This window comes from Kitasatospora albolonga (genome assembly GCA_002082585.1).
GTDB classification, from domain to species: domain Bacteria; phylum Actinomycetota; class Actinomycetes; order Streptomycetales; family Streptomycetaceae; genus Streptomyces; species Streptomyces stephensoniae.
Map to the genome: position 1 here is coordinate 709,261 of CP020563.1, position 12,486 is coordinate 721,746.

The window sequence follows — 12,486 nt, forward strand, 5'->3', positions numbered from 1 at the left end:
GGACACACCGTGGGCCGGCTGACCGGGGGAGATCCGTCGCTGCTGCGGCGGATCAATTCAGCGGTGGTACTGCACGCCCTGCGAGGGGCCGGTTCGCCGACGCTGACCGACCTGACCCGGGTCACGGGTCTCTCCCGGCCGACGGTCGAGGGTGTGATCGAGGGGCTGTTCGAGGCCGGTCTGGTGGTCGAGGCCCTGCCCGACGAGAGGGAGGCCCGGCGCCAGGGGCGGCCCGCCCGAAGGTTCCGCTTCCGGGCCGAGGCCGGACATCTGCTGGGGGTCGAGATCGGCCCGCACCGGGTTTCGGCGCTGCTGTCGGGGCTCGACGGCCGGGTGACCGGGGCGGGTTCCCGTACGGTGTCGGAGACGGCGGGCGCCGACGACCGGCTCGACCAGGTGAGAGCCGTGATCGCGGACCTGCTGCGCCGCACCGGGGTGGCCCGGAGCAGTCTGCGCGCCGTCGGTGTCGGCAGCCCGGGCATCGTGGAGGCGGACGGGACCGTACGCCTGGGCACGGCGCTGCCGGAGTGGACGGGCCTCGCGCTCGGAGAGCGGCTGCGGCGTTCGTTCCGCTGCCCGGTCCTCGTGGAGAACGACGCCAACGCGGCGGCGGTCGCCGAGCACTGGAAGGGCGCGGCCACCGAGTCCGACGACATCGTCTTCGTCCTGGCCGGGCTCAGCCCGGGGGCGGGGTCCTTGATCGGCGGACGTCTGCACCGGGGGTTCGGCGGGGCGGCCGGGGAGATCGGCGCGCTGCACCTGCTGGGCAGGGAGGTGACACCGGAGCATCTGCTCTCGACCACGGGCACCCCGCTGGAGCCGCTGGACGAGCAAGCGGTGGCCGCGGTGTTCGCCAAGGCGCGGCAGGGCGATGCCGAGGCGCAGGCGGCCGTGGAGCGGTTCCTCCAGCGGCTCGTGCACGATGTGGCGGCCCTGGTGCTGGCACTCGACCCGGAGCTGGTCGTCGTCGGCGGCTGGGCCGCCGGGCTGGACGGTGTGCTGGAACCCCTGCGCGAGGAGCTGGCCCGCTACTGTCTGCGCCCGCCACGGGTGACGTTGTCGCTGCTCGGTGAGGCCGCGGTCGCGACGGGGGCCCTCCGGCTGGCGCTCGACCATGTCGAGGAGCAGTTGTTCGCCGTCGAGGGAGCGGTGACGGCCCGCCGCTGACCGCGAGCGGAAGACGGGCCGGATGGCGTCCGGCCCGGGTCGGAAGGAGCGGGTGGCGTCCGCCCCTGGGCCGGGGCCGGGGCCGAAGGTGACGGCCTCCCGGGCCGGAAGGGCCGAGTGACGGCTGGCCTCGGATCGGAAGGGCCGAGTGACGGTCGGCTCAGGGGCGGAAGGACCGGCTGCCGTCCGCCCCGGACCAAGGGGTCAGGTGACGGTCGCCCCAGGGCCGGAAGACCGGAAGGACAGGGAGGACCGGACAGCGTTCGGCCCCGGAGCAGAACGGCTGGATGACGCGCGAAGGGCGCCCCGGCCGGTCGGCCGGGGCGCCCTGTCGGGTCTCGCTTCTCACCGTCGGCCTGAGCTTCCGGCCGACGGCTCGCAGGCACCCTGCGACGGAGCCGCTCACGGGCGGGCGGCGTCGCTCAGGGGCGGGCAGGCATCAGGACGCCTGCCGCTCCTGCTGCTGCTCGTCGTGGCTGATCTCCAGTGCGCCGGAGTCCCCGAAGGTGAGTCGGCAGGTGTCCGCCCGGTAGGTGGCGACGGACACGGCCGCCGTGCCGCCCGAGGCGAAGTACCGGGTGGTGACGACGAGGACGGGTGCGCCGGGGAGCCTGTCGAGCTCCTTGGCGTCGTCCGCGCGCGCCGATCCGAGCTCCACGGTGCGGTCCTGCCCCTCCAGGCCCAGACGGTGCAGTTCGCGCATGACGCTGCGGGCGCGCACCGGTCCGGACGGTGCGTCGATCGCGGAGAGGTCGGGCACCGAGGAGGCGGGGACGTAGAGGAGCTCGGCGGCCACCGCCTGGCCGTGGGTGACCCGGATGCGGCGCACCACGTGCACGGGCTCGCCGCCGGTCCTGAGCATCGCGGCCACGGCGGTCGGGGCCACCTCGCTGACGCAGTCGACCGGCTGCCACGCCTCGCCGGAGACGCCGCCCGTCCACTCGTGCTGGGCCGTGGAGACGGCGACGCCCACGCGCGGCGGGGCGACGGTCGTGCCGACGCCACGGCGGCGCTGCAGCCTGCCTTCGAGCTCGAGCTGCTCCAGAGCCTGCCGGAGCGTGGCGCGTGCGACTCCGAACCGTGCCGCGAGGTCCCGCTCGTTGGGGAGGATCTCGCCCACCGCAAAGTCCGAGTCGAGTGCCTCACTGAGCACGGTCCTGAGGTGCCAGTACTTCGGCTCCTGTACCGATTCCAGCTGCGTGGTCCCCACCCTGTCCTCCGCAATCGCCGAGCGGCTTTTCCGCGACGTTATTTATTAAAGGTTCCTGTCTTAAGTTGAAACCCTAGGGCGGCGCTCCCCCTTGGTCAAGACCAATCCTTATTCCGTAACGGAACGAAACGGGACTTCGGCGCAGAGCGTTCACAAGACGTTCGTGGTGCCGTGAGGCGCGCGCAGCACGGAGCCCCACCACCGGACGGTGGCAGGGCTCGGGCCGGGGGCGCCAGGGGGCCCGGTCGCGCCCGGTTTCCCTTTGGCCTGAACTATGCACTGCCGTAAGGAAGGCAGGTCGATGAGCTTGTCCGGATTGCGAACGATATAGGGGTATTGGATTACCCCATTCCGGATCTTCGAGCCGGAGGAAGGTATCGGGCTTTCCCTCGATAAAGCACGCCACGGCGGGTCCACCGCCAGGCCCGGCGCCGTACACGCCCCGTCCCGGACCGGCCGACCCGCGGGATCGTGCCGACGGGAACCGCCCGGGCCCTTGAACTCCAAGCTACCGAGCGGTAAGTGTTGTTGACGCGATGTCTACACCCACTTCAGGGAGCAGCTCCATGCCCAGCACGGTCTCCTTCACCGTCGATTCGGCGCACGGCCCCCGTACGGTCTCGGTGGAGTACGAACGGACCGGTGCGGGAGAGCCGCTGGTCCTGCTCCACGGTATCGGCCACCACCACCAGGCATGGGAGCCGGTGACCCGGATTCTGGCCGCCGAGCGTGAGGTGATAGCCCTCGACCTGCCCGGTTTCGGCGCGTCCGCCGCCCTGCCGGACGGAGTTCCGTACACCCTGGACGCCGTCACCCCGGTCCTCGGAGCCTTCTTCGCGGCGCTGGGCGTCGACCGCCCGCATGTGGCCGGAAACTCCCTCGGGGGCCTGTTCGCCCTGGAGTTGGGGCGCAGGGAGCTGGTCCGCTCGGTCACCGCCCTGTCGCCCGCGGGCTTCTGGAACGAGCCGGAGCGCCGCTACGCCTTCACCACGCTGCGGGCGATGCGCCGCGCCGCGCTGGCCCTCCCGGTACCGGCGATCGAACGGCTCTCCCGCAGCGCGGCCGGCCGTACGGCACTGACCAGCACCATCTACGCCCGGCCCGGCAGGCGGTCACCCGAGGCGGTCGTCGCGGAGACCCTGGCCCTGCGGGGAGCGACCGGTTTCCACCAGACGCTGGCCGCCGGTGTGGGCACCTCCTTCACCGACGACGTGAAGGGCATCCCCGTCACCGTCGCCTGGGGCACCCGCGACCGCATCCTGCTGCGTCGGCAGGGAATCCGCGCCAAGCATGTGATCCCGGAGGCCAGGCTCGTGCGGCTGCCCGGCTGCGGGCACGTCCCGATGAACGACGACCCGGCCCTGGTCGCCCGGGTGATCCTCGACACCAGCCGCTGACGGGACGGTACGGGGCGTCGGCCCGGCGGTCGCGCGGCGCCCCAGGACCCCCGAGCCGAGCGCCACTCCGGCGCCGACCAGGAAGCTCCCCGCACCCTGCGCCATGCCGTACGTCCCGGCGCCGACGAGCGGTGCGGTGAGCGCGGCGGAGACCGGGATGAGGCCGGAGAAGAGGGTGGCGCGTTCGGCGCCGATGCGCTGGAGGCCGATGTACCAGCAGACGAAGCCGATCACGGTCACGACGACCGCCTGCCAGAGCAGGGCCGCCGTCTCCACGGAGGTCGGGGCCCGCAGGAACCCGCCGCCGTCCATGAGCAGACCGAGCAGTGCGGACTGTACGGCGGCGATGCCGCAGACCGTCGCGGCGAGCAGCCTCGGGCCGAGCGGGCGCAGCATCGGTACGGCCAGGACCGCGAAGCCGACCTCGCCCGCGAGCGCCCCCACCGACCAGCAGATGCCCGCCAGGTCGGTACGGCCCCACCCCTGGACGGTGAACGCTCCAGCGGCGACGAGCCCGGCGGCGTACAGCGTGACGCGGGAGGGGCGGCGGCTCTCCAGAAGGGGGACCAGCACCCCGACGACGATGGGCGCACAGCCCACGAAGACCCCCGGAACAGCTGGTTCCGCACTCCGTTCCGCCGCCAGGACCGCCAGGTTGAAGCCGACCATCCCGACCGCGGCGAGCAGGCCGAGCCGCAGCCACTGGCCGACGGAGAGACCCCGCAGCGGGGCGGCCACGGGCATCGGGCCCCGTCGCATCAGCGCCGCGAGCAGCAGCGCGGCCAGACCGTAGCGGAGCGCCTGGCCACCCGCGTACGGGTAGTCGCCGAGGACGCTGTTGGCGGTGAAGGAGGCCCCCACCAGCACACAGGCGAAGGCCGCCAGGAGGGCTCCGCGCAGAGAGTTCGCGTTCATGGCGGTGACGCTAGGTCCGGCACCGGACCGGTTTAAGGTCCATTGCCATGACATCTTCGGGGACCAATTCGACCGGTGCGACGGGGCGCGAGGGGACCGGTGGCCTTGGTTCCGCCTCTCCGGCCTGGGAGTTGCTGCTCCCCGCCGCTGCCGCCCCGGTGCGCGGGCGCGGGCGGGCACTCCGGTCCGCCCTGCGGGAGGCCGTCCGCTCGGGCCGTCTCACCGCGGGCACGAGGCTGCCCTCCAGCCGGGAACTCGCCGCCGATCTCGGGGTGTCGCGCGGGCTGGTCACCGAGGCGTACGAGCAGCTGACCGCCGAAAGCTATCTGCGCAGCGGGCAGGGCGCGGGGACCTGGGTGAGCGACGGAGTGCGCGCGGCGGCGCATTCCGTACGGGATCTGGCGCCGCGTACGCCGGGCGCTCGCGTGGACTTCCGGCCGGGCGTCCCCGACCTCTCCCTCTTCCCGCGCGCCGCGTGGACCGCCACCCAGCGCACGGTCCTCGGACGGCTGCCGCACAGCTCGTTGGGGTACCCCGACCCGCGCGGGCTGCCGGAGCTCCGGGAAGTGCTGGCCGGTCTGCTGGCCCGGCGGCGCGGGGTGGTGGCCGATCCGGAACGGCTGGTGGTCTGTTCGGGGGTGGCGCAGGCGACGACGCTCCTCGGCTTCGTACTCCGGGAGCAGGGCCTGGTTTCGGTCGGTGTGGAGGACCCGGGGAGCCCGGAGCACGCGTCGCTGTTCGCGTCGACCGGTCTGGGCGCGGCCCCGCTGCCGCTCGACGGAGAGGGACTGGCGCTCGGACCGCTGCGGCGCTCCGGCGTGCGCGCCGTGGTGACCACTCCGGCGCACCAGTTCCCCACCGGAATCGCCTACTCCGCGGAGCGCCGCCGCCAGTTGCTCGACTGGGCGCGTGACGTGGACGGCGTGGTCCTGGAGGACGACTACGACGGGGACTTCCGGTACGACCGGGCTCCGGTGGGGGCGTTGCAGGGGCTCGATCCGGAGCGGGTCGTGTACACCGGGTCGGTGAGCAAGTCGCTGGCTCCGGGGCTGCGGCTGGGCTGGCTGATCGCCCCCGCCCCGCTCACCGGCCGGATCATCGCCCGCAAACGGACCATGGACCTGGGGAACCCCGCCATCGACCAGGCGGTTCTGGCCGATTTCATCACGCGCGGCGCCTACGACCGGCAGCTGCGCCGCTGCCAGCGCGCCTACCGGGAGCGCCGCGACGCCCTGGTGGCCGCGCTCGGCGAGCACTTCCCCGGCACCACGGTCAGCGGCATCGCGGCAGGTCTGCACATCATCGCGCGACTGCCGGAACGGTACGGCCCCGAGGGCGCGTTCCTGAGCCGGGCGGCCGGGGCGGGCATCGCGCTGCGGCCACTGAGCGACTGCGGCGACGCGGGGCCCGAGGACGGCACGGTGGCGCTCGTACTCGGCTACGCCCACCTGGCGGCGGCCGACATCGCCCGGGGCATCGGGATGCTTGCGGCGGCGCAGGCTTGAACCCGGGCCTCCGGAGCGGTGGGGTCCGGCCGGGCGCCCGAACCCGGGCGGTGAAGAGGTCCTGAGGGGCCTGGCGGTCAGTCGGTCGGTCGGTCAGCCGGTCAGCCGGTCAGCCGGTCATGGTGTCGGTTCCGGCGTCGGACGTGGTTCCCGGCCCGGCCGACCGCCGGGCCCGGCCGACCGGTCCCGTTCACCTGGGGTTGGGGCAGCGGCCTTCCCCGGCCACTAGGCATGAGGCGGAGACCGGCTCCGCCCCGGCGGAGCGCCACGGCCGCCCCGGCGGCCCGGTGTCCGCGCGTCCGTTCCGCCCACCGCGGACCGGTCCACCCGTCCGTTCCGCCTGCCCCGGACCGGTACGCCTGTCCGTTCCGCCCGTCCCGGAGCGAACCCGTACACCTGTCCGTCCGTTCCGACCCACCGCCCAGGAGGCGCCTCGATGCCGCACCGTCCGCGTATCCCCTCGCCCGGCCGCCGTACCGTTCTGCGCGGTTCGCTGCTCGTCCCCGCCGCCGCGGCCCTGCCCACGGCCGGTGCGGCGGCGCCCGCCCTGGCTCTGGCGGGGCGGCCGGAGGCGGCGTGGGGGGTGCAGGTGGGGAGCGTCACCGCCTCATCGGCGCTGGTGTGGGTGCGTTCGGACCGGCCTGCCCGGATGCTGGTGGAAACCTCGGCGACCGAGTCCTTCCGCCGGTCCCGGCGCTGGTACGGGCCGCTGACCGGCCCGGGTACGGACTTCACCGGCACCACTCCCCTGTACGGCCTTCCGGCGGGTGAGCAGGTGCACTACCGGGTCACGCTGACCGACCCGTACGACCCCCGCCGTACGGGAAAACCGGTGTACGGAACCTTCCGTACCGCCCCGGCCCGGCGGCGGGACGGGGTGCGCTTCCTCTGGTCCGGGGACATCGCGGGGCAGGGGTGGGGCATCAATCCGGACATCGGCGGCTACCGGGTGTACGAGGAGATGCGCCGTCTGGACCCGGACTTCTTCCTGTGCAGCGGCGACACCGTCTACGCGGACGGGCCGCTCCAGCCGAGTGTGGCCCTCCCCGACGGCCGGATCTGGCGCAACGTCATGACCGAGGAGAAGGCCAAGGTCGCCGAGACGCTGGACGAGTACCGGGGCAACTTCCGCTACAACCTGCTCGACCACAACGTCCGCCGCTTCAACGCGCAGGTCCCCTCCGTCGTCCAGTGGGACGACCACGAGGTGCGCAACAACTGGTACCCCGGCCAGATCCTCGACGACGCGCGCTACACGGAGAAGAACGTCGACATCCTCGCCGCCCGTTCCGCGCGCGCCTTCCAGGAGTACTTCCCCGTCTCGGCGTCGCACGGCCCGTCCGGCTCCTCCGGGCGGCCGTCCCGGATGTACCGCGCCGTCCACCACGGGCCGCTGCTGGATGTCTTCGTGCTCGACATGCGGTCGCACCGCAACCGGAACTCCCCCAACCGGCAGGCCGACGACACGACCGGCATCCTCGGTGCCGAGCAGCTCCGTTGGCTCAAACGCGCCCTCGCGCAATCCCGAGCGGTGTGGAAGGTGATCGCGGCCGACATGCCGCTCGGCCTGGTGGTCCCGGACGGGGCGACGGACTTCGAGGCGGTGGCCCAGGGCGATCCGGGGGCTCCGCTCGGGCGGGAGCTCCAGATCGCGGAGCTGCTGCGGTTCATCAAGCACCGCAGGATCACCGGCACCCTGTGGCTGACGGCCGATGTGCACTACACCTCGGCGCAGCACTACGCCCCCGAGCGGGCGGCGTTCAAGGACTTCGCGCCGTTCTGGGAGTTCGTCTCGGGCCCGCTGGCCGCAGGGGGTTTTCCGGCCAACGCGCTGGACGGCACGTTCGGGCCGGACCGGGTCTTCGTCCGGGCACCGGACCGGGCCAACGTGTCGCCGATGGAGTCGCCGCAGTTCTTCGGCGAGGTCGAGATCGACGGCGACAGCGCGGACCTGACGGCACGTCTGCGGGCGGAGGGCGGCGGGGTGCTGTTCACCAAGGTGCTGCGGCCGGGGCGTGTCGGCCAGTGAGGGTGCGCCGTCGGCCCGGTCCCGTGGAGAGCCTCGAGGTACGCCTCTGACCTGCACGGACGGCTGTGCCAGGGGCCGTTGTCAGTGGTGGGTCCTACCGTTTTTCTCATGACCCGATCCGTTCAGGCCCTGGCCTACGCACGACCGTCCGCCCTGGAATCCTCGCAGGTGGGGGCCTCCCTCGGCCTGGAGACCGCGGGCGGCCTCACCCCGCGCGGGGCGGAGGCGCACCCGCGGTTCTTCGCCGGTTTCCTCTCCTCGCCCCGCATCGCCGCCCGCGGGCTGCTGGCGGTCGCCGACGTGGCCGCCGCGCGCTACTACCAGCGCACCCTGCGCGCCTCCCTCGACCCGGTGGTGACGGGGAACGGGGACCGGTTGCGCTTCGAGTCGTTCTCCGGCTGCTGCGGGGTGTACGCGCGCCTCGATGTGCTCCAGGAGGGGCTGGACGGGCAGCGCACGGAGCACGGGACGACCAATGTGGACGTCAACAATCCGCTGCGGGAGGCCCTTTCCCGGATAACGGCGGACGACCCGCTGCATCTGCGGGTGGGCCCGGAGGAGCTGGCGGTCACCACGCTGGACGGCCCGGTGGTGGAGAAGAAGGTTCCGCTGCCGGACCGGTGGCTGCGGGGGTTCGCCGAGGCCCAGGTGGCCTCGGCCGGGTTCGATCTGCGGGCCGAACTGACGGCGGCGCGGGCGGTGGCGTTCCTGCGCTCCCTGCCGCGCGGCACCGGTAACGCGGCGCGGGGCGCGCAGTGGGTGGTGGCCACCGGCTCCGGACTGCGGCCGACGACCCGGCCGGTGCCGGGTGCGGTGTGCCTGCCGGGGCCCGAGCGGCTGGTGGCCCTCCAGCGGGTGCTGCGTCATGCGACGGCGCTGCGGGTGTACGGGCCTCCGGTGGCGGACGGTGCGGCGGCGGCGAGCGCCTGGGAGGTGGTCCTGCCGGGGATGCGGCTCACGTTGACGCTGTCGCCGGACCCGTCGCGCGGGTTCTCCGGCGAGGGCGGTGTCCTGGAGGCGCTGGCCACCGACGACGCGGCGGCCGACGCCGAGCTGGTCTCCGTCCTGCTCGCGTGGGAGCCCACGATCGAACCGGCCTCGCTGGCCGAGCGGTCGGGACTGAGCGTCGAGCGGGTACGGGCCGCGCTCACCCGGCTCGGTACGGCGGGGCGGGTCGGTTACGACCTGGCGGACGCGGCGTACTTCCATCGCGAGCTGCCGTACGACGCGGACCGGGCCGAGCGGCACAACCCGCGTCTGGTGGCGGCCCGCGAGCTGGCCGGTGCGGGGGCGGTGTCGCTGGACGGCGCGCTGGCGTCCGTGGCCTCCGGCGACCGGCGCTACCAGGTGCGCGAGAACGGCGGGACGCTCACCTGCACCTGCCAGTGGTGGGCGGACTACCGGGGCAAGCGGGGCCCGTGCAAACACGCGCTGGCCGTGACGATGGTCCGGCGTGGGGCGACGGTCGCCGGGGGTGCGCGATGAACGACCTGCTCACTGCGGTACGCGCGGGAGCGCACCGCGAAGTCCCCGCCCTGGTGCTCGGGCTGGACCGGGCCGGGCGCAGGGCGGCGCTGGCCGGGCTGAAGGAGCTGCGCAAGGAGGCCCGGGGCTGGGAGTGGCAGCGCCAGGACAAGATCCGCAAGGCACTCCAGGTGGCCGGGGCCGGGTGCCACACGGGGGCCGCGGGCTGCGCCGGCTGGATCGGCGGCCGGGATCTGCGCGGCTGGTCCCGGTCCCCCTACCCACTGATCCTGGCGGCGCTCGGGGACCGCGACCCGGCCTGGCTCGGTGACCTCGCCCGGCGGCTGGCGGCGAAGTCGCTGGACTCCGAGGCGGATTTCACGTTCATCAGCGAGCTGGCGCGGATGGCGGGCTGCCCGGTCCCGGCGACGGACAGTCTCGTCGAGGGGTGGGCGGAGCGGATCAGCACGGCACGGTGGCACGCCAGGTCCGGCCGGGTGCCGCTGACCGGCGTCCTCCGCTCCGACCCGCACGTCACGGTGCTCGCTCCCCGGCTGTTCGAGATGGCGGAGCTTCCGGCGCAGGTCGGCTGGTACGAGAGCGCGGACTCGGCGGACCACTGGCCGGCCGCGCTCTCCACCCTGGCAGCGGAGGGGGTGCTCGACCGGTCGCAGCTGGTCGAGCGGTGCGTGACCCGTCTGGTGCGCGGCGGAAAGCCGGGTGACCAGCGGTTCTTCCTGACCCTGCTCCAGCAGTTGGGCCTCACGGAGGACGAGGAGGGCAGCCGCCTCCACGACTGGACGGTGCTGGCGGCGGACGGCATCTCGGTGGTGGCCTCCCATGCGCAGGACGTGCTCGGACGGCTGGACGCGCGGGGCGAGCTGTCCGTCCGGGAGCTCGCGGAGGTGTCGGGCTCGGTGCTCTTCCGGCCGGAGAAGAAGCTGGTACGTGCCCAGTTGATGCTGCTGGGGAAGGCGCTCGGCCGGGACACGACGACGGCGGGCGAGCTGCTTCCGGTGGTCGCCGAGGCGTTCGGGAACGAGGACATCGCGCTCCAGGAGCGGGCGCTCAAGCTGATCGCGCGCCATCTTCCGGCCGCCGGTGAAGCGCTGCGGGAGGAGCTCTCCCTCGCGGCCGCGCAGTTGGGACCGCTGCACCGGGACACGGTCACCGCCCTGTTCGGGGCGGTGGGCGGGGAGGCCCCGGCGGAGGGGCCCTACGAGGAGCTGCTGCCGCCCGCCCCGGTGCTGTCCCGGCTCGATCCGGCGCCGCGGACCGTGGCGGAGCTCGTCGAGGAGGTGGCGGCCCAGCTCAAGTCCCGTTCCTGGCAGCCCGCCACTCCGGGGGCCTCGGCCGCCGCGTCCGGGATCTCCGGCTTCGAGCGTGCCCTGGACGGGCTCGTCCGCCTCGCCCGCACCGACCGGGCCGAGCTCACGGAGGCCCTTCAAGAGGCTCTGGCCGGGGTGTGGTCCGTCGAGGACGGCATCGAGCGGCAGCCCGAACCGGCGTACATGACCACGGCCTACGCACTCGCCCTGGTGGTGGGCTCGTTCCTCGGCCGGATCTCCGGCGAAGCCGTCGCCGAGGGGAAGCGCCGCTGGACCGGCACCGGGACGTGTGCCCACGCCGCGCTGAACGGGGTGCTCCTCGCCCGTGCGTGGGAGGCGGCCGGCGATGTGCGGACCGACCGGGTGCCGTTCCTGCTCGCGACGCCCACCTGGCACACCGGTTCGCTGGACCCGGCGGAGCTGGTCGGGCGGCTGCGGACGTACCGGCGCTTCGGGGCCCCCCCGGGGCCCGCCGACTTCGCCCAGGCCCTGCTGCGTGTGTGCCGGAGCGGCGAGGAGGGGGTGGCGGAGGCCGCGGCGGACCTCGGGACGCCCGAGGGGGACCGGCTGGCCGCCTGGATACGGGCCGGTGAACCGGTCGCCTCCGTCCTGCGGCACGGTCTCACCAGCGACCGGCCGTCGGCGGGCAACTGGTGGCGGCGCTCGGCGTCCGGGGCCCGGAAGGTGCTCCTCGCCACCAGGGAACGGCCGCTGATCCAGGAGGAGTTCCCGCGCTCCTTTCACTGGCTGGGCCGCCCGCATGTGCCCGACTCCCGGGACTGCTACCACTGGGGCGCCGAGCAGTGCCCGCACTGGGCCGCCACGCTGCCCGAGGACGGGGAGACCCTGGCCGCCTGGCTGATGCCGGACCTTCTGCGCACCGCCGACGAGGGGCCCCGGGGCGGGGCCTGGGTCCTGCCGTCGCTCGTGGAGACCGGTGGCGGGGCAGGTGTCGCGATGCATCTCGCGCTCGCCTACGGGCTGGGGGCCCGGCACCCCGAGGACCGGATATCCGCCGTGGACGCGCTGCTCGTCCTGGCCGCGCGGGACCGGCTGGACACCGCGCTGCTCGGGCGCGAACTGGCGGTCCTGGTCGACCACGAGCTGCTCAAGGTGGTCCGGCTGGCCGACTCCGCCCGGACCGCCGCGGCGACCGGGGCGTACCGGACGGTGCTGGGCGTGCTGGCCGCCGCGCTGCCCACCCTGCTGGCGTACGAGAAGGCACCCCGGGGGCTCGGGGACCTGCTGGCCGTGGCGGCCGAGTGCGCCGAGCGCTGCGGTACGGAGGAGATCGAGCCGATCGCGGGGCTGGCTGCGACGGCCGGACGCAAGGGGACCTCGCAGACCGTCCGGCAGGCCGCCCGCCTGCTGGCCGCGTTCCCGACGGCGTCCCCGTCAGTGCCGGAGGTGGCTCACGAACAACAAAACACGACCGAAAACCGACGATAGCCGGTCAGATCCACACTTAACC

Annotated in this window: 7 protein-coding genes and 1 pseudogene; 6 read left to right on the forward strand and 2 right to left on the reverse strand. The window is 73.9% G+C overall.

What is annotated here, in order from left to right:
• Positions 1–9: 9 nt before the first annotated feature.
• Positions 10–1,167 carry a transcriptional regulator gene (locus tag B7C62_02970; GenBank protein ARF71332.1) on the forward strand — a complete coding sequence of 386 codons (1,158 nt, stop codon included), beginning with the start codon at positions 10–12 and terminating at the stop codon, positions 1,165–1,167.
• Between the two features lie 439 nt (positions 1,168–1,606).
• Here the strand turns inward: B7C62_02970 and B7C62_02975 are convergent, their stop codons facing one another.
• A complete protein-coding gene (locus B7C62_02975) occupies positions 1,607–2,377 on the reverse strand; it encodes a GntR family transcriptional regulator (GenBank protein ID ARF71333.1) in 771 nt (256 codons plus the stop codon).
• A gap of 566 nt (positions 2,378–2,943) precedes the next feature.
• Between B7C62_02975 and B7C62_02980 the strand changes: the two genes are divergently transcribed.
• A complete protein-coding gene (locus B7C62_02980; GenBank protein ID ARF71334.1) occupies positions 2,944–3,774 on the forward strand; it encodes an alpha/beta hydrolase in 831 nt (276 codons plus the stop codon).
• Here the strand turns inward: B7C62_02980 and B7C62_02985 are convergent.
• Positions 3,718–4,743: pseudogene (locus tag B7C62_02985) on the reverse strand (hypothetical protein). The gene B7C62_02980 and the pseudogene B7C62_02985 sit on opposite strands and share 57 nt — an antisense overlap.
• Between B7C62_02985 and B7C62_02990 the strand changes: the two are divergent.
• The 4 genes from B7C62_02990 (at position 4,737) to B7C62_03005 (ending at position 12,464) form a co-directional block, all read left to right on the forward strand.
• Positions 4,737–6,194 carry a GntR family transcriptional regulator gene (locus B7C62_02990; protein ARF71335.1) on the forward strand — a complete coding sequence of 486 codons (1,458 nt, stop codon included), beginning with the start codon at positions 4,737–4,739 and terminating at the stop codon, positions 6,192–6,194. The pseudogene B7C62_02985 and the gene B7C62_02990 sit on opposite strands and share 7 nt — an antisense overlap.
• 436 nt (positions 6,195–6,630) lie before the next feature.
• Positions 6,631–8,223, forward strand: a complete 1,593-nt coding sequence (locus B7C62_02995) for an alkaline phosphatase (protein ARF71336.1) — start codon at positions 6,631–6,633, stop codon at positions 8,221–8,223.
• A gap of 108 nt (positions 8,224–8,331) precedes the next feature.
• The gene (locus B7C62_03000) at positions 8,332–9,708 is read left to right on the forward strand and encodes a hypothetical protein (protein ARF71337.1); all 1,377 of its coding nucleotides are present in this window, start codon (positions 8,332–8,334) and stop codon (positions 9,706–9,708) included.
• Positions 9,705–12,464: a hypothetical protein gene (locus tag B7C62_03005; protein ARF71338.1), complete on the forward strand. Its 2,760-nt coding sequence runs from the start codon at positions 9,705–9,707 to the stop codon at positions 12,462–12,464. The genes B7C62_03000 and B7C62_03005 overlap by 4 nt, the downstream gene beginning before the upstream one ends.
• The last annotated feature ends 22 nt before the right edge of the window (positions 12,465–12,486 follow it).